Raw genomic sequence first — 24,367 nt, forward strand, 5'->3', positions numbered from 1 at the left:
CCTGTCCGGGGCCGGGCGGGGGATGCGGGAGGGCCGCCCGCGCGCCGTGCGCGTCCCACCGGCCCGAGCGGGGTACCGGGGTCACACTGGAGGGAGAGGAGCCCTCGCCGTGGACTGGTTCGTCGCACCGGAGTACTGGCTGAGCCGGCTGGTCTTCCAGCGGGCTCTGGCGGTCGTGTACCTCGTCGCCTTCCTCACCGCGGCCCTCCAGTTCCGTGCGCTGACGGGAGAGCGCGGGATGCTGCCGGTGCCGCGTTTCGTCGCCCGGGTCTCCTGCCGGCAGGCACCCAGCGTCTTCCACTTCCACTACTCGGACCGCTTCTTCGCCGCCTGGTCGTGGGCGGGGTGCGCGGTGTCGGCGGCGCTGCTGGCCGGGCTCGACTCGCAGGTGCCGCTCTGGGCCGGGATGGTGCTGTGGCTGATCCCCTGGGCGCTGTATCTGTCGATCGTCAACGTGGGCCAGACCTGGTACTCGTTCGGCTGGGAGTCCTTGCTGCTGGAGGTCGGCTTCCTGGCGGTGTTCCTGGGCAACGACGAGATCGCCCCGCCGGTCCTCGTACTGTTCCTGCTGCGCTGGATCCTGTTCCGGGTGGAGTTCGGCGCCGGGCTCATCAAGATCCGCGGTGACACCTGCTGGCGGCGGCTGACCTGTCTGGACTTTCACCATGAGACCCAGCCCATGCCGGGTCCGCTGAGCTGGTTCTTCCACCATCTGCCGAAGCCGCTGCACCGGGTGGAGGTGGCGGCCAACCATGTCACCCAGCTGATCGTCCCGGTGCTGCTGTTCACCCCGCAGCCGATCGCGACGGCCGCCGCGTCCCTGATGATCGTGACCCAGTTGTGGCTGGTGCTGTCCGGCAACTTCTCCTGGCTGAACTGGATCACGATCGTGCTGGCCCTGTCGGCGGTCCGGTACCCCGCCGGCGCCCCCGCGGTGTCCGGGCCGCCGCTGTGGTACGAGGTCCTGGTGCTGGTGGTCGCCGCGGGTCTGGTGTGCCTCAGCTACCACCCCGTACGGAATATGATCTCCCGCGGCCAGATCATGAACCGCTCCTTCGACCCGCTGCATCTCGTCAACACCTACGGGGCGTTCGGCAGCGTGAGCCGGACGCGCTACGAGGTCGTGGTCGAGGGCACGGCGGACGATGTGCCGCGCGAGGACTCCGACTGGCGGGAGTACGAGTTCAAGGGCAAGCCGGGCGATCCGCGGCGCTGGCCACGCCAGTTCGCCCCGTACCATCTGCGGCTCGACTGGCTGATGTGGTTCGCGGCGCTCTCCCCCGCGTACGCGGGGTCCTGGTTCGGCGGCCTGGTGGAACGTCTCCTGGAGAACGACCCGGACACGCTACGGCTGCTGCGGCGCTCCCCGTTCCCCCCGGACGCGCCGCCGCGCTTCGTACGGGCCGGTCTGTACCGCTACCGGTACACCACCTGGCGCGAACTGCGGGAGACGGGGGCGTGCTGGCACCGGACGTATGTCCGCGAGTACCTGCCGCCGACACGGCTGGCCGCCCCGATGACTCAGAGGCGGTAGACACGCCGCGCGGTGCCCTCGAGGACCTGCGCGCGCTCGTCGGCGCCGAGGTGCACGGCAGGGCCGACTCTCACGGCCTCTCCTCGGCTCCCTGGGCTGGCCCGCTGCCCCGCGGCCCGGTCACCGGCCCGTGCGACGGATCCTGCGCGGGGACGGGTGCCTCGGGCGGCAGGAGGTCCGCGTCCCTGAGTTCCTGCCAGAATCCCGCCGGTACGGTGGCCGCGAACTGTTCGGCGCAGTCGCGGACCTCGGCCGCCGAGCGGGTTCCCACGAGCACGCTCGCGACGGCGGGGTGGGCGGCGCAGAAGGCCAGCGCCGCGGCCCGCACCGTGGTGCCGTGCCGTGCGGCGAGGGCCTGGATCCGCAGGGCGCGGTCGAGCAACTGCTGTGGCGCCGTCGCGTAGTTGTAGGTGGCGCCCGGCCTTGGATCGGCCAGCAGGCCGGAGTTGAAGGCTCCCCCGATGACGACCGACACCCCGCGTTCGACGGCCGCGGGCAGCAGGTCGGTCAGCGCGCTCTGGTCGAGCAGGGTGTAGCGGCCCGCGCAGAGCACCACGTCCACATCGGTCTCGCGGACGAACCGGGTGAGCATCGCCGTCTGGTTCATGCCCGCGCCGATCGCGCCCACCACGCCCTCGCCGCGCAGCTTCTCCAGCGCCGGATAGCCCTCGCGGAAGGCCTGTTCGGCGTGGTCGTCCGGGTCGTGGAGGTAGACGACGTCCACCCGGTCCAGGCCCAGCCGTTCCAGGCTGTCCGCCAGGCTGCGCCGTACGCCGTCCGCGCTGAAGTCCCAGACGCGCCGGTGGGTGGCGGGTACGGCGAAGCCGTTGGCCAGGTCGTCGCCGCCCCCGGTGGTGGGCTCCAGGACGCGGCCCACCTTGGTGGAGAGGGTGTACGCGGTGCGGGGGTACGCGCGCAGGGCCGCGCCGAGGCGGCGTTCGGACAGGCCGAGTCCGTAGTGGGGGGCGGTGTCGAAGGCGCGGACACCGCTCTGCCAGGCGGCCTGGACCGCCTCGTACGCCTGCTCCCCGCTCACCTCGGAGTAGAGGTTGCCGATGCCGGCGGCGCCGAAGGCCAGTGCGCTGACCTCGACCCCGCTTCCGCCGAGGCGGTTCACCGGCCGGCCGGGCGCAGCCGCAGGCCCTGCATCCCGCCGTCCACGGCGAGGGCGGTACCGGTGGTGGCGCCGGACAGGGGGCTCGCCAGATAGGCGATGGCGCCCGCGACCTCGGCGGCGGTGACCAGCCGGCCGGTGGGCTGGCGGGCCTCCAGGGCCGCGCGTTCGGCGCCCGGGTCGGGCGCCGCGTCCAGCAGCCGGCCGACCCAGGGGGTGTCGACGGTGCCGGGGTTGACGCAGTTGACGCGGATCCCCTCGCGGACGTGGTCGGCGGCCATGGCGAGGGTCAGCGACAGAACGGCACCCTTGCTCGCGCTGTACAGGGCCCGCTGCGGCAGCCCGGCCGTGGCCGCGATGGAGCAGGTGTTGACGATCGCGGCGTGGGCGGAGGCGCGCAACTGCGGCAGTGCCGCACGGGTCGTACGGACGATGCCGAGGACATTGACGTCGAGCACCCGGTGCCAGGCGTCGTCGTCGTTGTCCTCGACGGTGCCCTGGGCTCCGATGCCCGCGTTGTTGACGAGGATGTCGAGGCCCCCGAGGTCGGCTGCGGCCTCGCTCACCGCCGTGCGCACGGAGGCGTCGTCGGTGACGTCGGCCCGGTACCCGAGCAGCGGTTTGCCGACCGAGGAGGGGTCGAGGTCCAGGACGGCCACCCGGGCACCGCGCGCCGCCAGCAGATCCGCGGTGGCTCGTCCGATGCCGGAGGCTCCGCCGGTCACCAGGGCCGAAAGGCCCTCGAAGTCGCTCATGCCGCATGCCCCTTCTTCTGGTCGAGGTCGGCGGCCCAGAAGGCACCGCCGGGGAACGTGTACCGCGCGAGGGAGTCGGGCCGCATCGCCGCCGAGAAGCCCGGCGCGGTGGGTGCCGTGTAGTGACCCTCGCTGATCACCACCGGGTCGAGGAAGTGCTCGTGCAGATGGTCCACGTACTCGATGACCCGGTCGTCGGTGGTGCCCGAGAGTGCGACGAAGTCGAACATCGACAGATGCTGGACGAGTTCGCAGAGCCCGACCCCGCCCGCGTGGGGGCACACCGGCACCCCGAACTTCGCGGCCAGCAGCAGGATCGCGAGGTTCTCGTTCACACCGCCGACGCGGGCCGCGTCGATCTGGAGGACGTCGATGGCACCGGCTTGGAGGAGCTGTTTGAAGACGATGCGGTTCTGCACATGCTCGCCGGTGGCGACCTTCACCGGGGCCACGGCCTCGCGGATCGCGGCGTGGCCGAGCACGTCGTCGGGGCTGGTGGGCTCCTCGATCCAGTACGGCTCGAACGCGGCGAGCGCCCGGGTCCAGGTGATCGCCTCGTCGACGTTCCAGCGCTGGTTGGCGTCGACGGCGATCCGGATGTCGGGGCCGACGGCCGACCGCGCCGCACGGCAGCGCCGCATGTCGTCGGCGAGGTCCGCGCCCACCTTCAGCTTGATCTGCCGGAAGCCGTCCGCGACGGCCTGCACCGCCAGCCGGGTGAGCTTGTCGTCGCTGTAGCCCAGCCAGCCCGGGGAGGTGGTGTAGGCGGGGTAGCCCTGGGCCAGCAGTCGGCCGGTGCGTTCCGGGGCGCCCTCCTTGCCGCGCCGCAACAGCTCCAGGGCCTCCTGCGGGGTGAGCGCGTCGGTGATGTAGCGGAAGTCGATCTGGCGGACCAGCCACTCCGGTTCGGCCTCCGCGAGCAGTCGCCACAGGGGCTTGCCCGCACGCTTGGCGGCCATGTCCCACACCGCGTTGGCGACGGCCCCGATCGCCATGTGCATCACGCCCTTCTCGGGCCCCAGCCAGCGCAGCTGGCTGTCGGAGATCAGGGCGTGGAAGACCGACCCCGGGTTGTCGCAGACCTCGTCGACGGCTCTGCCGACCACGTGTCCGCGCAGTGCCTCGATCGCCGCGACCTGGACGTCGTTGCCCCGCCCGATGGTGAAGGTGAACCCGTGTCCCTCCAGGCCGTCCGCGGCGTCCGTGCGCAGCACGAGGTAGGCGGCCGAGTAGTCGGGGTCGGGGTTCATCGCGTCGGAGCCGTCGAGCTCGCGCGAGGTGGGGAAACGGATGTCGAAGGTGTCGACCGCGTTGATACGGGCGGCAGTTGGGGACACGGGAGGCCTTTCGGTCCGGGACACGGGGTCGTACACGGGGTCGCACGTCGTACGGCGCCTATGACGGTGGGTCGGGTCAGTCCTGGGCACGGCCCGTCGTCACCCGGGCGATCATGAGGGCGACCAGGATGATTCCGCCGTAGATGGCCTGGATCCAGAACGAAGGGACCTGGGCGAGGGTGAGCAGGTTCTGTACGACGCCCAGGAGGAGCACACCGGTCAGGGCGCCGAACATCGTGCCCTTGCCCCCGTCGAGGCTGATGCCGCCGATGACCGCGGCCGCGAACACCGTGAAGATCATGTTGTTGCCCTGGTTGGCGCTGATCGCGCCGACGTAGCCCGTCTGCATGATGCCGCCGACGGAGGCCAGGCAGCCGGCCACGACGAACACGCCGAGCATCACGCGCTCGACGCGGATGCCGGCCGCGCGGGCGGCGTCCGCGTTGCCGCCGATGGCGTACAGGGCGCGGCCGACGCGGTGGTAGCGCAGCACGAGGCCGGTGACGGCGAAGGCCAGTGCCGCGAGCCACACGGACAGCGGGACGCGCAGGAAGGTCGTGGTGGCCAGGGTGAAGAACGCGTCGGGCATCCCGAAGAGGGTCTTGCCCTTGGTGGCGCCGACCAGCAGACCGCGCAGCACGATCAGCATCGCGAGGGTGACGATGAAGGCGTTCAGCTTGAACTTCACCACGAGGACGCCGTTGAAGGCGCCGATGGCCGCGCCGACGACGAGGATCGCGACGAGGGCGAGCGCGGCGGGCAGTTCGGTACCCCAGCCGGACTCGGCGGCGGGCAGCACGAGCAGGGCGCCCACCGCCGGCGCGATGCCGACCACGGACTCCAGCGACAGGTCGAACTTGCCGGTGATCAGCACGAGCGACTCGGCGAGCACGACCATCGCGAGGGCCGCGGAGGCGCCGAGGATCGAGATGATGTTGCGTTCGGTGAGAAACGAGTCGTTGACGAACGCGCCCAGCACCATCAGCAGCAACAGGGCGGGGACCAGGGCAAGTTCGCGGGCCCGGCGGAGCAGGACGGCCTTGGCCGAACGGGCGTCGGGCACCGGGACGGGGGTGAGCGGCGGGGCCTTGGTGTCAGCCATGGTCCACTCCTTCGATGGAGGCGATCAGCTCGTGGTCGTGCCAGCCCGCCGGGTGCTCGGCGACGATCCGGCCGTGGAAGAGGACGAGGACGCGGTCGCAGCGCCGCAGGTCGTCGAGTTCGTCCGAGACGACGAGCACGGCGGTGCCGTCCTCCCGGGCACTGTCCATCCGCGCGAGCAGCGACTCCTTGGACTTCACGTCGACGCCCGCGGTGGGGTTGATGAGGACGAGCAGCCGCGGGTCGGAGGCGAGGGCGCGGGCCATGACGACCTTCTGCGCGTTGCCTCCGGAGAGGTCGGACACGGGCTGGTCGGGGCCCTCGGCGTGGATGTCGAGGCGCTCGATCAGCTCGGTGGCGAAGCCGCGCCTGCGCCGGGTGCCGACGAACCCGTACCGGCCGAGGCGGCCCAGGACGCTCAGGGTGGCGTTGTCCCCGACGGTCATCGCGGACACGAGTCCCTGTTCGTGCCGGTCACGGGGCACACAGCCGACGCCCGCCGCGAGCGCGGCCCCCACGTCGCCGAACGGGAGCGGTCTGCCGTCGAGCCGAGCCGTGCCTCCGGTGGGGGTGTGCAGCCCGGCGAGGGTCTCGGCGAGTTCGATCTTTCCGCTGCCACTGGAGCCGGCCAGCCCCACGACCTCGCCGTGGCGGACGGTGAGGTCGATGTCCTCGTAGGCCTGTCCGGTGAGCCCGCGGGTGTCCAGGGCCAGTGGTGCGTCGTCGGCCACGGTATCCCGTGCGCTCGCCGTCCGTTCGACGACGGCCTCCCCCGCCATGGCCTCCACGAGGGCCGCGCGCGGGAGGTCGGCGACCGGGGCGGTGGTGATCCAGCGGGCGTCGCGCAGGACCGTGACGGTCTGGCAGACCTCGTAGACCTCCTGGAGGTGGTGCGAGATGAACAGGAAGGTGACGCCGGAGTCCTGGAGCGCCCGCATACGGGTGAACAGGCTCTCGATCTCACGGTTGTCGAGCTGTGCGGTCGGCTCGTCGAGGATGATGAAGCGGGCGCCGAAGCTGAGGGCCCGGGCAATCTCCACCATCTGCCGGTCCTCGACCTTGAGGTCGGCGGTACGGGCCTCCGGGTCGACGCGCACGTTCCAGGTGCCGAGGACCTCGGCGGCCTCCTGCTTGAGCCTGCGCCAGCTGATGAGTCCGGCGCGGCCGGTCGGCTGCCGGTTGATGAACAGGTTCTCGGCGACCGTGAGTTCGGGGACGACGGTGGGCTTCTGATAGACGCAGGCGACCTTGCGGCGCCAGGCGTCACGATCGGCGAGCGGGGGTGCCGGCTCGCCGTCGAAGTGGACCGTGCCCTCGTCGGGGGCCTGGAGACCGGTGAGCACGTTCACCAGCGTGGACTTGCCGGCGCCGTTGCGGCCGACGAGGGCGTGGGACTCGCCGGGCCGCACGGTGAGCTGTCCGTCCTGGAGGGCGACCGTGGGGCCGTACCGCTTGACGATGCCCCGCGCCTGCACGAGTGGGCTGCTCATTTGACCGTGTTGCCCCAGAGCTTGGGGTCGTCGACGTTCTCCTTGGTGACCAGCGGGGCGGGCAGCTGGTCCTCCAGGATGCCGCTGGACAGCTTGACGATCTCCGAACCGTGGTCCGTGGGGCCGGGCTTGAACGTCTTCCCCTCCATCGCGGCCTTGATGTAGTACATGCCGTACTGAGCGTAGGCGTCGGCGGGCTGCGAGACGGTGGCGTCGATCTCGCCCTTGCGGATGGCGTCGAACTCCTGCGGGATGCCGTCGTTGGAGACGATGGCGATATGGCCCTTCCGTCCCGCCGCCTTCAGCATGTTCTTGGATTTGAGGGTCTGCAGCGTGGGCGCGAGATAGACGCCGCCGGCCTGGAGATAGATGCCCTTGATGTCGGGGTTGGCGTTCAGCAGCGTGTCGAGCTTGGAGGCCGCGGTGTCGGACTCCCACTTGGCGGGGATCTCCAGGACCTTCAGCTTCGGGTACTTCTTCTTGGCGCAGGCGCGGAACGCCTCGGAGCGGTCGCGGCCGTTGACGGAGGCGAGGTCGCCCATGATCTGCACGACCTTGCCGCTGGTGACGTGCCGGCCGAGGTAGTCGCAGGCCTTCTCGCCGTAGGCGACGTTGTCGGCGCGCACGACCATCGCGACCTTGCCCTTGTCGGGCGCCACGTCGACGGCGACCACGGGGACGCCCTTGCGTTCGGCCTGGTCGAGCCCGGCCTGGATGGCGGCACTGTCGAGCGGGGCGACGACCAGCCCCTTCACACCCTGGTTGAGTTCGTTGTTGATGTCGGTGATCTGCTGCGAGGGGTCGCTGTTGGAGTTGACGGTCTTCAGGGCCTCGACGCCTTCGGACTTCGCCATCTTGGGCACATAGTCGTTGTAGGACTGCCAGAACGGCGAGGTCAGCAGGGGCAGGATCACTCCGACCTTGCCGCTGCCGCCGCCTGCGGCGCCAGCCGCGCCGTCGTCCTTGGTGCTGCCGCATCCCGTGAGCGCCAGGGCGCCGCAGGCGGCCGCAGCCGTCGCGCGCACCGCCCACGAGGAGATTCGCCTGTCGTGCCGTTCGTTGCGCCCTGTCCTGACAGCCATCCGTCGGCTCCTCATCGAGCGTGATCGAGCAGTTGCCCGCATACTTATCAGACCACTCAGCCCGTACAACACCCTGTGGCGCCAAATTTTCGCAGTTTCGAGCCGTAGTGGTCTGACCACCTCCATGGTTAGACTGCGGCGCACGGCGACAGGAGGACTGGCGTGGAGGAGATCCCGAGCGCGGAGGCGGAGGCGGAGAGCGTGTCGAACGCTCCGCAGAAGGGCACGGTGACCCAGCGCGCGATCGAGCGGATCAAGGCGATGATCGCCGACGGCGGGCTGGAGCCGGGCCAGCGGCTGCCCACGGAACGCGATCTGGCGGCCCGGCTGGGCATCTCACGCAGCTCGATGCGGGAGGCGATCCGCGCGCTCACGGTCCTCGGTGTGCTGGAGGCCCGGCACGGCTCGGGCATCTATGTCACCCAGCTGGAGGCCGGCGACCTGCTGGAGACGTTCGGCGTGGTCGCGGACCTCTCGCGGGGACCGCGCCTGGTCGAGTTGCTGGAGGTCCGGCGCATCCTGGAGTCGACGGCGACGGCGCTCGCGGCGGCCCGGATCACCGACGACCAACTCGCCGAGGTGGAGAAGCACTTGACGGCGATGAACGCGACGGACGACCCGGAGGAGATCCTCGCCCACGACCTCGCCTTCCATCGGGAGATCGCCGCCGCCGCGGGCAACGAGACGATGGCGGCCATGCTGGAGGGCCTGTCCTCCCGCACCTTCCGCGCCCGGGTCTGGCGCGGCTACCAGGAGGAGGGGGCCTTCGCCCGCACCCGCCGCGAACACGCGGCGATCCACCGTGCCCTGGTCGCCCACGACCCGGAGGCGGCCCGGGCGGCTGCGGCCGCGCACGTGGGCGAGGTGGAGGAGTGGCTGCGGAGCCAGCTCCGGACCTAGGCCCTGTCGTCAAACTCCCGCCTGCCCTCCGGGCGGACAACGGGAGTTTGACGACAGGACCCAGCACTGCGTTGCTGCGACCGGGAAGGTTCACCGGCTCGCGACGCCCGGCGCACCTTCCCGGCCACAGCCCTGGCCGCCGGCGTCGGGCGCGGCAGAGCGCCCGAGGTCAGGCCCGGACCGTAGGCGCGGAGCCGTCCTGCCGGGGCGGCTCCTCCTGCGCCGGAGCCGCTCCTCCCCCGTCGGCCGCCGTGACGCCCGTGTCGCGCCGGGCCCGCGTCGGCCGGCCGACCAGGGCCACCCCCGCCAGGGTGAGCAGACCGCCGACGAGTTCGACGGTCTGCGGACGTTCGCCGAGCCAGACGAAGGCGACGCCGAGGGCGACGGCGGGCACGAGATAGAGTGCGGCGGTCGCGGCCGTGACGGTGAGGCGGGCGACGGCATAGCCCCACAGGACGAACCCGGCGGCGGAGGGCAGCGCCCCCAGATAGAGCGCGGCGAGACCGGCGTCGACCGGGGCGTGGACCGCGGCACGTACGGCGGCCTGGGCGAGCGGGAGCAGCAGCGCTGTACCCGCCCCCATCGCGTACGCGGCGACCTCGAGCCCGGTGTAGACGCCCAGCAGCGGCTTGATGCCGAGGTGGTACAGCGCCTGGGCACCGGCGGCGGCCAGGACGATCCAGGCCGCGGCGGTGTAGCCGGTGTCGCCGCCGGCCACGGCGATCACGGCCGCCCCCGCCAGTGCGACACCGGACCCGGTGATCCTGGCCGCGGTGAGCCGTTCCCGCAGGAAGACGGCGTCGAGCAGGGCGCTGATCGCCGGGGCGACGGCCACGATCAGGCTGGCGGTGCCGGCCGGGACATGCAGCTCGCCCCAGTTCAGGAGCAGTTGGTAGGCGCTCATGCCCGACGCGCCGACGAGGACGATGCGCGGCAGGTCCCGGCGGGCGGGGCGCCGCACCCGCATGACGGGAGCGACCGCCAGCAGGGCGGCGGAGGCGACGGCCAGACGCAGCAACGACAGCTCGGCGGGCCCGTAGCCGTGCAGGGCCACACGGATGGCGGGAAAGGCGGAGCCCACAGCAGCATGCGCGTGGCCGCCTTCCCCTCGGCGGCGCGCACCCTGCTGCCCGGGCTGTGGCCCGATCCGGGGGGCAGCGCGGACCCCGACGCCCCGCTCGTCCACCTCGTGGCGCACGAACCCGAACAGGCCGAGCGCGCGCTGGCCCGGCACGAGGTGGACATCGCGGTCACCCACTCCTACAGCCTGCTGCCCCGCCCGCTGCCCCCGGGCTGCGAACGCCGCGACCTGTTCGACGAGCCGGTGTATCTCGTACTCCACCCGGCCGAGGCGGCCGACCGGGGTCTGGCGCCCGGGGCCGCCGCCGACCTCGCCGCCTTCGCCGACCTCCCCTGGCTGCTGCCCGGCCCCGACACCGCCTGTCACGAGATGGCCCAACGGGCCTGCGGGGCCGCCGGGTTCGTGCCCCGGCCGGTGGCGGTCGCCAGTGACTTCGCCGTGCTGTGCGCGCTGGTGGCCCGTCGCGCGGGGGTCGCCCTGGTGCCCCGTCTCGCGCTGCCCGATCCCGGGGCGCCCGGCCTGAGCGTGCATCCGCTGCGGGTTCCGGTCCGGCGGAGCGTGCACGCCCTGCACCGGGCGGGGACGGGCGCGTACCCCGGCACCCGCCAGGTCCTCGAACGCCTCGCCGCGCTCGCGCCCGGTCCCGGGTCCGGGACGGCCCCGCCCGGGGCACCACGGGCTGAGCCCGCAGTGCCCCCGGGTGCGCTCAGGCCCGCTTCAGCCGCAGGGTCACCAGCTCGAACGGGCGCAGCCGCAGCGTGATCCGGTTCCCCTCGCACTCCGGTGCGGGCTCTCCCCCGGCGAGCGGGCGCTCCAGGAGGTCCGTCGCGGTCACGGCCGCCACGTCGAAGTCCGCGGTGAGCGTGGCGCGCGTACGGCCGCCGCGGGACTCGTGGAAGCGTACGACGATGTCACCGCTGCCGTCGTCGGCCAGCTTGACCGCCGTCAGCACCACCGCGTCCTCCGCCACGCTCACCAGCGGCGCGACCGCGTGCTCGCCGCTCAGCCGCCGCTCCGGCAGGTTGATCCGCCAGCCCTCGCGGACCGCGTCCCCGATCGTGGCGCCCGGCACCAGGGCGTGCCGGAAGCGGTGGACGCCCTGGTCGGTCTCCGGGTCCGGGAAGCGCGGGGCGCGCAGCAGGGAGACCCGGACGGTGGTGGTCGTGCCGGAGTCCGTCTCCCGCACCGTGCGGGTCACATCGTGGCCGTAGGTCGAGTCGTTCACCACGGCCGCTCCCCAGCCGGGCTCCTCCAGATGCACGAAGCGGTGGTTGCACGCCTCGAACTTCGCGGCCTCCCATGAGGTGTTGGTGTGGGTCGGCCGGAAGAAGTGCCCGAACTGGGTCTCGGACGCATACCGTTCGGCGTGCACGTCCAGCGGGAACGCCAGCTTCAGGAACTTCTCCGTCTCGTGCCAGTCCACCTCCGTGTCGATCTCCAGCCGCCGCTCCCCCGGCGCCAGCGACAGCACCTGGGTGACATGCGACGCGCCGAAGGACCGTACGATCCGGACCGAGCCGCCGTCCTCGCCGGGCCCGACCTCCTCGGCGTCCAGCAGGTCGGTGACCGTGTTCCGGTAGAAGGCGTCCACGTCCCAGGCGTCCCACATGTTGGGGAAGTCGGGGTGGAGCTGGAGGAGGTTCGCGACACGTCCCGGTGCGAGGGTCTCGCGGCCGGCTCCGATGTCGTACGCGGACACCACCAGCCCCCGGCCGTCGATCTCCACCCGCAGCAGTCCGTTGTCGAGGACGAAGCCGCCGCCCGCCCGTGGCTCGCGCGCCACCTCGCCCGCGTCGGCGGGGGTGCCCGCGCCGCCCGCGGGGATCCCGGAACGGGCGTGCGGCGCCGCGTTGAACGTCAGCGGCACGGCCCCCTCGCCCGCCAGCGCCCGCTGCGCCGCCTCGACGATCCCGGTCAGCTCCGCGGCGATCCGCTCGTACGTCGCCCGTGCCTCCCGGTGCACCCAGGCGATCGACGAGCCCGGCAGGATGTCGTGGAACTGATGGAGCAGGACCGTCTTCCAGATGCGGTCCAGTTCCTCGTACGGGTAGGGGAACCCGGTGCGCACGGCGGCCGTGGCGGCCCACAGCTCGGCCTCCCGCAGCAGATGCTCGCTGCGCCGGTTGCCCTGCTTGGTCTTCGCCTGGCTGGTCAGGGTGGCACGGTGCAGTTCCAGATACAGCTCGCCCACCCAGACCGGCGGGTGGGCGTACTCCGCCTCGGCCCGGGTGAAGAACTGCTCCGGTGTCTCCCACACCACCCGCGCCGAGCCCTCCAGGTCGCGCAGCCGCGCCGCCTTCGCCACCATCTCCCGTGTCGTGCCGCCGCCCCCGTCGCCCCAGCCGGTCGGCGCGAGCGAGTGCCGGGCCGCCCCCTTGTCCTTGAAGTTCCGTGCCGCGTGGGCGATCTCGCTGCCCTTCATGGAGCAGTTGTAGGTGTCGACCGGCGGGAAATGGGTGAAGATCCGGGTTCCGTCGATGCCCTCCCAGAGGAAGGTGTGGTGCGGGAACGTGTTCGTCCGGCTCCAGGAGATCTTCTGTGTCAGCAGCCACTTGGAACCCGCCGCCTTGATGATCTGCGGCAGCCCGGCCGCGAAGCCGAAGGTGTCGGGCAGCCAGGCCTCGTCGTTCTCGATCCCGAACTCGTCGAGGAAGAACCGCTTGCCGTGCACGAACTGACGGGCCATCGCCTCGGAGCCCGGCATGTTGGTGTCGGACTCCACCCACATCCCGCCCGCCGGCACGAACCGGCCCTCCGCAACGGCCTTCTTCACCCGCGCCCACACCTCGGGCCGGTGCTCCTTCACCCAGGCCCACTGCTGCGCCTGTGACATCGCGAAGACGAAGTCCGGCTCGTCCTCGATGAGCGCGGTCATGTTGGACGTCGTACGGGCCACCTTGCGCACCGTCTCGCGCAGCGGCCACAGCCACGCCGAGTCGATGTGCGCATGGCCGACGGCACTGATGCGGTGGGCGGAGGGGACGGCGGGCACGGCCAGCACTCCGGCCAGTTGCGCCCGGGCCGCTTCCGCCGAGCCGCCGACGTCCTGGAGGTCGACCGCGTCAAGCGCCCGTTCCACCGCGCGCAGGATGTCCCAGCGCCGTCCCGAGTCCACCGGCAGCTCCGCCATCAGCTCGCCGAGCACCTCCAGGTCGAGGACGAGCTGCCACACGGTCTCGTCGAAGACCGCGAGGTCCATGCGCTCCAGCCGGTACTGGGGCTCGCTGCCCGCGGTCTCCTTGTCGCCCAGTTGTGTGGGCAGGAAGGGGTGGTAGTCCAGGACGACGGGATTGGACGCCGCCTCGATCCGCAGGTCCACCTCCTCGCCGCCCTCGACCGGGGAGCCGATCCGCACCCACTGGTTGCGCGGGTTGAGGCCCTTCACCGGGGTGCCGTCCGGTCGGTAGACCAGGCCCTCGCACTGGAATCCGGGCATGTTCTCGTCGAAGCCGAGGTCCAGCAGCGCCTCGACGGTCTTCCCGGCCCAGGCCTCGGGGACCCTCCCGGTCACCCGGAACCAACTGGTGCCCCACGGAGCACCCCAGCGCGCGCCCACCGCGATCGGCTCGGCCGGTGCGGCCAGGCCCTCGGCGACGGGGACGGGCTCGCCGGGCGCGTGCCACACCGCCACCGTCAGCGGTACGGACTCGGGATACACGGCGGGGCGGATGCGCTCGTCGAGGACGCGCCTCAGACGGGCTTCGACCAGGGTGCGGTCGTCATGCATGGGGTGCTCCGTGGGGTGAGGGTGCGGGGTGCCGGTGTCACCAGCGATGGGTGGGTGTCACCAGCGGTGGGTGGTCGTGGCGGGCGTCGAGACGTTGTAGAGCTCCCCGACCGCGCGCAGTTCGAACCGTGCGACGCTCTCGTTCTGCTCGGGGGCGAGCCCGCCGACGTAGTAGGCGCGCTGGCAGGTGCCGCCGAGGAAGCGGCGTGTGCCGTCGGGCAGGACGCGGTGCAGCTCGTAGTGGCGCGGGTCGGATGCGTCCGCCCGGTGGACCGCGCCGGGGGCCGGCTGCCAGGCGAAGCGCAGGTTTCCGCCGTCGGCGTCGGTGATCCGCAGGTCGACGGGTGCGGCCGGGGTGGTCGCCGTGTCCCGGACCGCGAGTCCGCCGAGCCGCCAGCGCACCTGGCCGCCGCCCGTGAGCCGTACCCCCAGCGTACGCAGGGTGCCGCTCAGGCCGGTCAACGGCACGGTCGTGGTCTGCCAGCCGTCGCCGCCCGCGACCGGGAAAGAGGTGTACGAGGGTGCCTGGCCGGGGCCGGCCGGCTCGGCGGTGGCGACGGCCAGCTCCAGCCGTGGGTCTCCCGCGTCCACCCGGTGGGTCAGCTCGACGACCGTGCCGGGACCGATCGGCAGCCGGGTGGAGTACAGGTCCAGCGTGGCCGGTGCGTCGAGGGTCCCGGAGACCAGCAGACTGCTGCCACCGCGCCAGGCGTCCGCGAAGTCGAAGGCGACGGTGGGGCGGGTGCCGCTGGTGCGGACGACCCAGCGGCGGGAGGGCAGCCGGTCCTGGAGACCGAGGTGGTTCCAGGGGGTGTCCGAGGTGACCTGGCCGTCCTCGTACCACTTCAGCCCGTGACCGGTGTTGAAGACGGTCCCGAACGGGAGGGCGCCGACGGTGGAGCGGTCGGCGACCGAGACGGCGGGGGCCCGCCAGACCGTTGTGCCGGCGGGCCGGGACGGATCGAGGGACGCGCCCGTCCAGAAGAGGTCGTCGGCCGCGTGGAAGTCGCCGGGCGTGCGGTTCGCGGGCAGGTGGTTGCGGGTCCACTCGGGCCGGTACAAGCCGATCGAGGTCACCTGCGTCCCCGTGGCCGGTACGACCGCGTCCCAGTTCACCGAGGTGCTCGTACCACCGGACTCCACGTCCACGCCGGCCCACAACGCGTAGCGGCTGCGGTCGAGCCGGCCGGCGAGCGTCCCGGAGGAGGCCAGGGTGGCCTTCGTCCACCGGAAGTCAACGAACATCGCGTCGGCGGCCTGGAAGAACGCCCGGTTCTGGCTGTCGAGGGCGCCCTGCCAGGAGACCGTGCCGTTCACCGTCATCGCGTCGTACCAGGTGACGCGGAGCCCCTTCGCCGTGCCGAGCGTCTTCAGCTCCTTGACGAAGCCGAGCATGGCGGTGCCGAGCGCGGTGTTCCCGCCGCCGGTCTCGGCGTTGACGAACCAGCCGTCGAAGCCGTACGCCTGCGCGACCGCGACGAGCTGCGCGGCGAGCGGGTAGTGGCCGGCGGCGTCCTGCTGGACCAGGTCCCGCGTCCACTGGAGCTGTCCGCCGTAGGCGACGGGCGGCAGGAAGATGTTGCCGAGGACGGGGACGCCGTGCCGGTGGGCCGCGTCCACGATCGGGGCGTTGGGCGCGAGGATGAGCCCCTCCCCCGCCGAGCCGCCCCAGAAGACCAGTTCGTCGAGGTAGGACCAGTGGGTGAGGGCGTAGTAGTCGGCGGTCGGCGCGCCTTGGGAGGGGTTCGAGGAGGTCGGTCCGAAGGAGACCAGGGACTGGATACGGGCCTGGTCCGAGCGGGCGGTGGTGTTGGCGGGGGTGGGGGTGAAGCGGGCGGCGAGCGGCACGGACGCGGCGTTGAAGGCGAGGTCGGCGTCGGTGGCGGCGCTCCAGGTCTTCAGGCTGCGCCAGGTGATGCCCGCGCCCGGGGTGCCGGAGGGCAGCGAGTCGGGGTACCAGTAGGAGGCGTGGGGCTGGAGGTCGCGGGCCGCCGCGGAGGCGGTGGGCGCGGGCAGCGCGGGGGTGAGCGCCGCTGCCGCTCCGGCCAGGAGGACCGTGCGTCTGCTGAGGTTCACTGTGTGCTCCGTTTCGTCGGGTGGACGGTGTGGGGACGGGCTACTCGGTGACCTGTTCAGGGGTGACGACATCGGTAATGCCACGGGCCGCGAGATGGTCCTTGTCGTCGGCGCGGCTCGCGAGAACGGTGGTGGGGCGGGCCCCGGCCGCGGTCAGCAGGGCGAAGGCCTCGAAGACGGCTCCGCCGGGGGCGCAGACCGAGCGGCCGGCCGTGGTGTCGACGGCCAGCGCGGTGGTGCGGGGGGCGGGCTCGGGCGCCCGGTGCTCCTCGGTGATCCGGGCGAGCGTCCGGGCGGCGGGTTTGGGCCGCCGGTCGTTGGTCAGCAGACCGAGGCCGTACTCCAGCTCGGGGAAGTCGGCGAGGTCGCGGCTGACGTCATGGGAGCACCACCAGGTCACGCCCCACAGGCCGGGGCAGTCGAGGGCGCTCAGCACGGTCGCCTCGGTGAAGGCCGCCGCGTGCCCGGCGGGGATCAGCGGGGCGGGGGCGCCGACCTCCTGGAGCCAGACCGGGCGCTGCGGGTCGTCCGCCCAGGCCTTGGACAGTTCGACGAGATACGCGGCGTGGTGCTCGGTGGCGGTGCCGGTGCGGCCGTGACGCTGGGCGGTGCCGTTGAACACCCAGGAGTGCACGGCGGTGAGGTCCCCGAGGCGGGCGGAGTGCTCGGGGGTGAAGGGCTGGTCGTCCTGGTACCAGGCGGCGTCGTAGGACGCGTGCAGATGCAGCTTGCCGGGCGCGCCCTCGGCGCACGCGGAGAGCAGCCGGGTGAGCCACCGTCCGGCCTGCTCCGGGGTGATGCGGTCGGGGTCGGGGTGCGGACCGGCGGCGAACTGGTTGACCTCGTTGCCGACGGTCATGCCGATGAAGTTCGGCCGGTCGGCGAGCGCGGCGGCCAGCGTCCGCAGATAGGCGGCCTCCCCCTCGACCACGTCCGGGTCGGTGAAGATGTTGCGCCGGTGCCAGGTCTGTGTCCAGGCGGGCAGGAAGTCGAAGCTCGACAGATGCCCTTGGAGACCGTCCACGTTGACGTCGAGTCCCCGTTCGGCCGCCGCGTCGGCGAGCGCGACGAGCTGTTCGACGGCGCGGGGGCGGATCAGGGTGCGGTTGGGCTGGAAGTAGGGCCACAGCGGGAAGACCCTGATGTGGTCCAGGCCCAGCGCGGCGATCGAGTCGAGGTCGGCGCGTACGGAGTCCAGGTCGAAGTCGAGCCAGTGGTGGAACCATCCCTTGCTCGGGGTGTAGTTGACGCCGAAGCGCACGGCACGAGGCATGCGGGTTCCTTCAAACGGCGGGTCGCGTACGGAGGTTCAGCCCTTGACCGCACCCTCGCCGACACCGCGGAAGAAGTACCGCTGGAGGCAGGCGAAGAGGAGCAGGAGCGGTGCCACCGCGATGATCGTTCCCGCGGCGACGAGGCGTTCGTCGTTGGCGAAGGTGCCGTGCAGATAGTTGAGTCCAATGGTGAGGGTGAACCTGGCCGGGTCGCTCAGCACGATCAGCGGCCACAGGAAGTCGTCCCAGGCGCCCATGAAGGCGAAGATCGCGACCACGGCGAGGGTGCCCTTCACCGACGGCAGCGCGATCCTCAGAAACCGCTGCCAGGCGCCCGCGCCGTCGACGAACGCGGCCTCCTCGATCTCGTAGGGCAGATTGCGGAAGGCGTTGCGCATCAGCAGCACGTTCATCGCACCGATGCTGCCCGGCAGGACCACGCCGATCAGCGTGTTGTTCAGGCCGAGTTCCCGCATGGTGGTGAACTGGGCGATGATGATGCCCTCGACGGGGACCAGCATCGCCAGGACGAAGACCAGGGTGGTGACTCCGCGGCCCCGGTAGCGCAGCCGGGCGAGCGCATAGCCCGCGAGCGCCGAACCGACGCAGTTGGTCACCACGTTGGCGCAGGCGACCTTGAGCGAGTTGAGGGCGTAGTCCCACACGGGGATGGTGGCGGCGACGCGCGTGTAGTTGTGGAGCGTCGGGTGCCGGGGCAGAAAGCTGGGCGGTGAGCTGAAGATGTCCTCGGTCGGGCCCTTCAGCGAGGTGGACAGCTGCCAGAGGAACGGGCCCACGGTCAGGGCCAGTACGACGAGCAGCAGTGCATAGCGCAGGAGGAGTTCCCCGAGGGGGACACGGCGGCCGGCCTCGTCCGTGACCCGCGGCTCCCGCGGGGCGGTGGGCGCCGGGGCGGGCCGCAGTTTCTCGGTGACGCTCATGCGTCCTCCCTCCGGTCCACGCGCAGGACCAGCAGCATCAGCGCCACGGTGACGACGAAGACGACGACCGAGATCGCGGAGGCGTAGCCGACGCGGCCGGTCAGGCCGGTGCCGGTGCGCTGGACCAGCATGACCAGGGTGGTGTCCTCGCCCGCGGGTCCGCCCGCCGGGCCCGCCATCAGATACACCTCCGAGAACACCTTGAAGGCGGCGACCGAGGAGAGCGCGGCGACCAGGACCATGGTGGAGCGCACCGCGGGCACGGTGACCGTGACGAACCGGCGCACGGCGCCCGCGCCGTCGACGGCGGCGGCCTCGTGCAGCTCGCGCGGCACATTGGCCAGCGCCGCCAGATAGATGATCATGTAGTAGCCGAGGCCCTTCCAGACCGTGACGGCCATGGCGCTCAGCAGAAGCAGCCACTGGTCGCTGAGGAAGCCGACCCGGCCGACGCCGACCGTCTCCAGCAGGGAGTTCACCAGGCCGCGTTCGTCCAGCAGCCACACCCAGATCAGCCCGACCACGACGATGGAGGCGACGACCGGGGTGTAGAAAGCGGAGCGGAAGAACGTGATGCCGGGGATGTTCTTCTGCACGAGCAGCGCGAGCAGCAGGGGCAGCAGGACGAGCGCCGGGACCACCCCGACGACGTAGAGCGCGCTGTTGCGCAGCCCGATCCAGAACATGTCGTCGTGCAGCAGCTCGCGGAAGTTGGCGAGCCCGACGAAGTGGCCCGGGACGAGGGTGCGGCGGTCGGTGAACGCACCGACCAGGGTGGAGACGAACGGGTAGAGAATGAAGGCGCCGATGACGAGCAGTCCGGGGGCGGCGAACAGCCAGGGTGTGGTGGGCAGATGACGCCGCACCCGGGAGACGGCGGGGGTCGCCATGACGGCTCAGCCCTGCTGCTGGAGCAGGCGGTCGCAGGCGCTGACAGCGTTGTCGAGGGCCGCCTTGGGGCTCTCCTTGCCCTGGAGCGCCTTGGCGACCTCGTTGCGCAGTGCGGTCTTCATCTGGTCGCTGAAGAGGACCGGGGTGTAGTTCACCGCGTTCTTCAGGGACTTGGCGGCGGCGATCCGCACCCGGGTCTCGTCCGTGCCGTCCTCCTTGGTGAAGTACGGGTCGTCGAGCGAGCCGGCGGTGCTCGGGAAGATGGCGACCTTCTTCGCGAACGACATCTGGTTCTGCGCGTCGGTCACATAGTGCGCGAAGGCGACGGCGGCAGCCGTGTGCTGGGTGCGGGAGTTGACCATCACCCCCATCACATACATGTTGACGTGGCCGGTGCTGGTGATCTGGTCGGTGATCCCGATGTTCTTGTACAGGTTCGGCGCCTGCTTCTTGAAGTTGCCGAGGTCCAGGGCGCTGCCGGGGTTCATGGCGACCGCCTCGGTGAGGAACTTCTTGCCGGTGGACTCGGGGGTGGCGGTCAGGGCCTGCGGATCGAGGGCCTTGGCGTCGTACAACTCCTTGTACTTCGTCAGGAGTTCGACGCCCTTCGGGTCGTTGAAGGCGAAGGCGGTGCCCTGCTGGTTCATCAGCTCGGCGCCGTAGCGGCCGAAGTCCTCGATGGTGGGCACGTTGGCGAGGGTCGCGACCTTGCCCTTGCTCTGCCGGGCCATCTGCAGGGCGTCGTCGAAGAGTTCGGCGTACGTCCTCGGGGGCTGGTCGGGGTTCAGTCCGGCCTGCCGGAAGAGGTTCTTGTTGTAGAACAGCGGACCGGTGTTCAGATACCAGGGGAAGGCGTAGGTGCCCGTCATCCCCGGTATGCGGTGGCTGGCCCAGGCGCCGTCCAGATACTCCGGCTTGTACTTCGCGGCGGCCTTGTCGAGGTCCAGGGCGAGGCCGGCCTTGGCGAGCGGGGCGACCAGGTCCGGCGAGACATTGACGACGTCGGGCAGGGTGCCGCCCGCCGCGTCCGCGCTGATCTTGTCGGCGTAGCCCTCGGCGGGCTGGTCGATCCACCTCACATGCGCGCCCGGGTACTTCTTCTCGAAGCCGGCGACCAGGCCGTCGAAGTACGGCTTGAAGTTGGCGCGCAGGTTCCAGGTCTGGAAGGTGATGTCGCCCTCGACCTTGCCGGAGGCGTCTGTCGAGCCGCCGCTGCCGCCCGAGGAACCGCAGGCGCTCAGTGGCAGGACGACGGCGGCGACAACGGCGGCGGCGAGTGTTCTGCGGGGTGTACGCACGATGACACGGCTCCCTTGCGGCGTCGGCGGCGGGTTGCGCCAGCGACCATGCCCGGCGTGTTCGGGAAAAGTCAACGGATTCGCCGAGCTAAAGAAACTCAGCCTTCATTAGTACAGGTCAGAGGTGCAACCCCAGGAACCGGACCGGACCTTGTCACGATCGACTAATGCGCTTTAGGGTTCTGGCACTCAAGCGCATTAGTCAGTACGTCGAGAAAGGGGGGAGCACCGTGCCCGCCAAGCGGTCCCCCGCACGCCGCCCGACGATGAAGGACATCGCCCGGCGCGCCGGGGTCTCCGAGAGCGCCGTCTCCTTCGCGCTGAACGGACGGCCCGGTGTCTCTGAGGTCACCCGGGAGCGGGTACGGCGGGTCGCGGAGCAGTTGGGCTGGCGGCCGAGCACGGCGGCGCGTCAGCTGTCGGGCGAGGGGGCGGCCACCGTCGGCCTGGTGGTGGCGCGCCCGGCGGACACCCTGGGCGTCGACTCGTTCTTCCTCCAGCTGATCTCCGGCGTCCAGGAGGTGCTGGCGGAGCGTCATCTCGGGCTGCTGTTCCAGGTGGTGGAGGACGTGGACGCCGAGTGCGCGGCCTACCGTCGCTGGTGGGCCGAGCACCGGGTGGACGGCGTGCTGGTCGTCGACCCCCGCACGGACGATCCGCGCCCCGGCCTGCTGGACGAACTGGGCCTGCCCGCCGTCATCATCGGCGGGGTGCCGGAGGCACGTCGTCCCGGGCTGTCCACGGTCTGGGCCGACGACGCGGGCGCGATGGCCGCGGTCGTCGACCAGTTGTACGCCCTCGGCCACCGTCGGATCGCGCACATCGCGGGCCTGCCGGACCTCGCGCACACCGAGCGCCGCGTCCGGACGCTGCGCGCCGAAGCCGAGCGACGCGGGCTGACCGAGGTGCGGTCGGTGACCACGGACTACTCCGACGCGCAGGGCGCGGCCGTCACCCGCCGTGTGCTGGCACAGGACACCGCCCCCACGGCCCTGGTCTACGACAACGACGTGATGGCCGTCGCCGGCGTCGCCGCCGCCACGGAGCTGGGTTTCTCGGTGCCGGCGGACGTCTCGGTGGTGGCCTGGGAGGACTCGGCGCTGTGCCGCATGGTCAGACCGTGGTTGTCCGCGCTCTCCCGCGACACGGTGGAGTTCGGCCGTACGGCGGCGCAGGAGCTGACCGCGCTGCTGGACGGCGGCCCGACGCGCACGGTGCAGGTGCCGGTGCCGCGGCTGATCGAACGGGAGAGCACGGGGGCGGCGCGGGGCGGTTGAGCACGGGGGGCGGCGCGGGCGGTTGAGCACGGGCGGCCGACCTGCCTCGGCCGGTCCCGCCGAACTCGGCGCTCCCGCACGGAAGTCGACGACGCGATGGCGCGCCGTCCGGGGTGGGCGTGACCTCCGTGACACCCGGTGACTGGAAATCGTCAGACCCTCGACGTGGGACCGCCGACCGTGCACAGTGCTGCTCGTACTCGCCAGTACATCCACGTCTTCATCACGCCGATCACCGACAGGGAGCGCCCGTGAGCAGCTGGGCCGGCCGGACCGCCGCCGAGATCGCCGCCGCCGTACGCGAGAAGCGGGCCACGCCGCACGAGGTGGTGGCCGAGCACCTCGCGCGGATCAAGCGGCTCGACGGCCGCGTCGGCGCCTTCCGCCTCCTGCGCGCGGACGCCGCGCTCGCCGAGGCCGAGGCGCTCGCGGACCGTCCCGATCTGGCCGAACTCCCGCTGGCCGGTGTGCCGGTGGCCGTCAAGGACAATCTGGCCGTGCGCGGCGAGTCCACCCGCAACGGGTCGGCTGCGACCCCGGACACCCCCGCCGAGCACGACCATGTCACGGTGGCCCGGCTGCGCGCCGCGGGAGCGGTCGTGGTGGGTCTGACGAACGTGCCGGAACTGTGCGTGTTCGGCACCACAGAGGGGGTGCACGGGACGGCCCGCAATCCGTGGGACACCTCCCGTACGGCGGGCGGCTCCTCGGGCGGCAGCGCGGCGGCAGTGGCCGCCGGCATGGTGCCGATCGCGCTCGGCAACGACGGGATGGGCTCGTTGCGCATCCCGGCGGCCAACTGCGGTCTCGTCACCCTCAAGCCGGGCCATGGCACCGTCCCGGCCGGCATCGGCAACGGCGACTGGTTCGGCATGTCCGAGAACGGCCCGCTCGCGACGACGGTCGAGGACGCCCGGCTGATGTTCGACGTCCTCGCGGACCGGCACACGACGGCCGGAACGCCACAACCGCGTTCGGCGGCACGGAGCATCGCCCTCTCGCTGCGCAGCCCGCTGCCCGGTGTCATGGTGAGCCGGCCCTACGCGGACGCGGCCCGCGCGGCGGCCGACCTGCTCACCCGGGCGGGCCACGCCGTGCGTCCCGCCGATCCGCCCTACCCCTGGTGGCTGGGCACGACGTCCCTCGCCCACTGGACGGCGGGTACGGCGGTGGACGCCGAGAGCCTCGACCCGCGACGGCTCGCCCGGCGCACCCGGGTCCACGCGGCGGTGGGCCGGCGTTTTGTGCAGGGCGTACGCACCGGCGACCGCCGTGCGCAGTTGCGGGTGCGCCTGGAGCCGTTCTTCGCTGCACACGACGTCCTGCTCACCCCCGCGCTGGCGCGCCGCGGCCCGGCCGCCGCTCCTTGGCACCAACGCGGCTGGCTGCGCAATCTGTTGGCGAACACGAACTACTCCCCCATGACCCCGCCATGGAACCTCACCGGATGGCCGGCCGTGTCGGTCCCCTTCGGCGCGCTCCCGAACGGCGCGCCCTGCGCGGTCCAACTGGTCGGCCGGCCGGGCTCGGAGACGGCACTGCTGGAGGTGGCGGGTCAGCTGGAGGCACTACGGCCGTGGCAGCGTACGGCGCCTTTGGACTGAGACGTCCGCGACAAACGTTTGCTCGGGATCGGTCGTCTAGGCGTTCGGCCTCGCGGCGCTGATGTCGCCGAGCGCCGACTCCGGGTCGCGTTCGATGGCCAGGTCGCCCAGGGAGATGATGCCGATCGGGTGTCCGCCTTCGACGACCGGGATACGGCGGACGTGGTACTCGCGCATCAGGTGGACAGCGCGGCGGACGTCCTCGTCGGGGGTGATGGTCACGAGGTCCTGGCTGCAGGCGCGGTCCACCGTGGTCTGCGCCGGATCCGCGCCCTCCGCGAGCGCGCGCACCACGAGATCGCGATCGCTGACCAGCCCGCGCAGCTCGTCGCCCTCGGCGACGAGGACGGCGCCGATGTTCTGGTCACGCATCATCTGGGCGACCCTGCCGACCGAGGTCCCCGGTTCCACCGTCACGGGCTCCACGGTCATGATGTCGCGTACGTGCCGGGCCATCGCCGGTCCCTTCTCCGGGGCAGCGGTGCCGCTCACCGCCGCTTCAGGCGCCGAGTACCCCACGAACCGGACGCTGCACATGTTCCGGACAATTCCCCCGTCCGCTCCTCGCCGGTCCGCACGCGCGGAACCGCCGAGGGATCGGACGCCCGCCGCGGAGGACCGAAGTGTCGGACGTTCACCTCAGGGGACTCGGGAGCCCTGGCCGAACCCATGCGACCGGAGGAATGGGCATGCGAGCACTCACCGAGGGGCCGCCGGACGACCGTCGCGCCTGCCTCTCCGACGCCCTCGCGTACGGCCTCGCCCAGGTACTCGCCATGCAGACGGAGACGGAGGTCGAAGCCGCGCTCGACGACGCCCCCAAGGCCTGTGCGACGTTCCGGGCCAAGGAGGACGGGCTGGTCAGGACCCTCCTCAAGCCCTGAG

General features: G+C 71.8%; 20 protein-coding genes. 6 read left to right on the forward strand and 14 right to left on the reverse strand.

The genetic code is table 11. From position 1 onward, the window contains the following. Window positions 1–109 precede the first annotated feature (109 nt). The gene (locus AB0L95_RS27640; RefSeq protein WP_365165775.1) at window positions 110–1,534 is read left to right on the forward strand and encodes a lipase maturation factor family protein; all 1,425 of its coding nucleotides are present in this window, start codon (window positions 110–112) and stop codon (window positions 1,532–1,534) included. Between the two features lie 70 nt (window positions 1,535–1,604). On the opposite strand, the gene AB0L95_RS27645 is transcribed toward AB0L95_RS27640, so the two are convergent. The 6 genes from AB0L95_RS27645 to AB0L95_RS27670 form a co-directional block, all read right to left on the reverse strand. After that, the gene (locus tag AB0L95_RS27645) at window positions 1,605–2,651 is read right to left on the reverse strand and encodes an aldo/keto reductase (RefSeq protein WP_365165777.1); all 1,047 of its coding nucleotides are present in this window, start codon (window positions 2,649–2,651) and stop codon (window positions 1,605–1,607) included. Then, the gene (locus AB0L95_RS27650) at window positions 2,648–3,403 is read right to left on the reverse strand and encodes an SDR family oxidoreductase (RefSeq protein ID WP_365165779.1); all 756 of its coding nucleotides are present in this window, start codon (window positions 3,401–3,403) and stop codon (window positions 2,648–2,650) included. The genes AB0L95_RS27645 and AB0L95_RS27650 overlap by 4 nt, the downstream gene beginning before the upstream one ends. Further along, on the reverse strand, window positions 3,400–4,740 hold the full coding sequence (locus tag AB0L95_RS27655; RefSeq protein ID WP_365165781.1) for an L-fuconate dehydratase: 1,341 nt from the start codon (window positions 4,738–4,740) through the stop codon (window positions 3,400–3,402). Before AB0L95_RS27655 ends, AB0L95_RS27650 begins: the two co-directional genes overlap by 4 nt. Window positions 4,741–4,816: 76 nt before the next feature. Further along, entirely contained in the window at window positions 4,817–5,842 is a 1,026-nt protein-coding gene (locus AB0L95_RS27660; RefSeq protein WP_365165783.1) for an ABC transporter permease, read from the reverse strand. Continuing rightward, window positions 5,835–7,331: a sugar ABC transporter ATP-binding protein gene (locus AB0L95_RS27665; RefSeq protein ID WP_365165785.1), complete on the reverse strand. Its 1,497-nt coding sequence runs from the start codon at window positions 7,329–7,331 to the stop codon at window positions 5,835–5,837. The genes AB0L95_RS27660 and AB0L95_RS27665 overlap by 8 nt, the downstream gene beginning before the upstream one ends. Further along, entirely contained in the window at window positions 7,328–8,413 is a 1,086-nt protein-coding gene (locus AB0L95_RS27670; RefSeq protein WP_365165787.1) for a sugar ABC transporter substrate-binding protein, read from the reverse strand. Before AB0L95_RS27670 ends, AB0L95_RS27665 begins: the two co-directional genes overlap by 4 nt. A 162-nt stretch (window positions 8,414–8,575) precedes the next feature. Here AB0L95_RS27670 and AB0L95_RS27675 point away from each other — a divergent pair, with 162 nt between their 5' ends. After that, window positions 8,576–9,313 (forward strand): FadR/GntR family transcriptional regulator, encoded by a 738-nt coding sequence (locus tag AB0L95_RS27675; protein WP_365165789.1) that lies wholly within the window; start codon window positions 8,576–8,578, stop codon window positions 9,311–9,313. Window positions 9,314–9,482: 169 nt separating this feature from the next. Here the strand turns inward: AB0L95_RS27675 and AB0L95_RS27680 are convergent, their stop codons facing one another. Further along, window positions 9,483–10,394 (reverse strand): DMT family transporter, encoded by a 912-nt coding sequence (locus AB0L95_RS27680; protein ID WP_365165791.1) that lies wholly within the window; start codon window positions 10,392–10,394, stop codon window positions 9,483–9,485. Between the two features lie 6 nt (window positions 10,395–10,400). On the opposite strand from AB0L95_RS27680, the gene AB0L95_RS27685 reads away from it, so the two are divergent. After that, window positions 10,401–11,156, forward strand: coding sequence for a LysR substrate-binding domain-containing protein (locus AB0L95_RS27685; RefSeq protein WP_365165793.1), 756 nt, complete (start codon window positions 10,401–10,403; stop codon window positions 11,154–11,156). On the opposite strand, the gene AB0L95_RS27690 is transcribed toward AB0L95_RS27685, so the two are convergent. From AB0L95_RS27690 to AB0L95_RS27715, 6 genes are read right to left on the reverse strand one after another with little or no spacing between them, the layout of a single operon-like run. After that, the gene (locus tag AB0L95_RS27690) at window positions 11,101–14,121 is read right to left on the reverse strand and encodes a glycoside hydrolase family 38 C-terminal domain-containing protein (protein ID WP_365165795.1); all 3,021 of its coding nucleotides are present in this window, start codon (window positions 14,119–14,121) and stop codon (window positions 11,101–11,103) included. The two genes, AB0L95_RS27685 and AB0L95_RS27690, sit on opposite strands and share 56 nt — an antisense overlap. Before the next feature lie 57 nt (window positions 14,122–14,178). Beyond that, window positions 14,179–16,197, reverse strand: a complete 2,019-nt coding sequence (locus AB0L95_RS27695; protein WP_365165797.1) for an endo-beta-N-acetylglucosaminidase — start codon at window positions 16,195–16,197, stop codon at window positions 14,179–14,181. Window positions 16,198–16,237: 40 nt separating this feature from the next. Further along, complete coding sequence (locus AB0L95_RS27700; protein ID WP_365165800.1) at window positions 16,238–17,470, reverse strand: glycosyl hydrolase; 1,233 nt, start codon at window positions 17,468–17,470, stop codon at window positions 16,238–16,240. Between the two features lie 36 nt (window positions 17,471–17,506). Continuing rightward, window positions 17,507–18,412, reverse strand: coding sequence for a carbohydrate ABC transporter permease (locus AB0L95_RS27705; RefSeq protein ID WP_365165803.1), 906 nt, complete (start codon window positions 18,410–18,412; stop codon window positions 17,507–17,509). Next, window positions 18,409–19,302 carry a sugar ABC transporter permease gene (locus AB0L95_RS27710; protein WP_365165805.1) on the reverse strand — a complete coding sequence of 298 codons (894 nt, stop codon included), beginning with the start codon at window positions 19,300–19,302 and terminating at the stop codon, window positions 18,409–18,411. Before AB0L95_RS27710 ends, AB0L95_RS27705 begins: the two co-directional genes overlap by 4 nt. Before the next feature lie 6 nt (window positions 19,303–19,308). Then, window positions 19,309–20,601 carry a sugar ABC transporter substrate-binding protein gene (locus AB0L95_RS27715; RefSeq protein ID WP_365165807.1) on the reverse strand — a complete coding sequence of 431 codons (1,293 nt, stop codon included), beginning with the start codon at window positions 20,599–20,601 and terminating at the stop codon, window positions 19,309–19,311. Window positions 20,602–20,831: 230 nt separating this feature from the next. Between AB0L95_RS27715 and AB0L95_RS27720 the strand changes: the two genes are divergently transcribed. Together AB0L95_RS27720 and AB0L95_RS27725 are read left to right on the forward strand one after the other, a co-directional pair. Then, window positions 20,832–21,878: a LacI family DNA-binding transcriptional regulator gene (locus tag AB0L95_RS27720; protein ID WP_365165810.1), complete on the forward strand. Its 1,047-nt coding sequence runs from the start codon at window positions 20,832–20,834 to the stop codon at window positions 21,876–21,878. A gap of 251 nt (window positions 21,879–22,129) precedes the next feature. Then, on the forward strand, window positions 22,130–23,482 hold the full coding sequence (locus AB0L95_RS27725) for an amidase family protein (RefSeq protein WP_365165813.1): 1,353 nt from the start codon (window positions 22,130–22,132) through the stop codon (window positions 23,480–23,482). Window positions 23,483–23,518: 36 nt separating this feature from the next. On the opposite strand, the gene AB0L95_RS27730 is transcribed toward AB0L95_RS27725, so the two are convergent. Next, window positions 23,519–23,938 carry a CBS domain-containing protein gene (locus tag AB0L95_RS27730; protein WP_365165917.1) on the reverse strand — a complete coding sequence of 140 codons (420 nt, stop codon included), beginning with the start codon at window positions 23,936–23,938 and terminating at the stop codon, window positions 23,519–23,521. Window positions 23,939–24,171: 233 nt separating this feature from the next. Here AB0L95_RS27730 and AB0L95_RS27735 point away from each other — a divergent pair, with 233 nt between their 5' ends. Further along, window positions 24,172–24,366, forward strand: coding sequence for a hypothetical protein (locus AB0L95_RS27735; RefSeq protein ID WP_365165816.1), 195 nt, complete (start codon window positions 24,172–24,174; stop codon window positions 24,364–24,366). The last annotated feature ends 1 nt before the right edge of the window (window position 24,367 follow it).

It is taken from the genome of Streptomyces sp. NPDC052036 (assembly GCF_040680495.1).
In the GTDB taxonomy this organism is placed as follows: domain Bacteria; phylum Actinomycetota; class Actinomycetes; order Streptomycetales; family Streptomycetaceae; genus Streptomyces.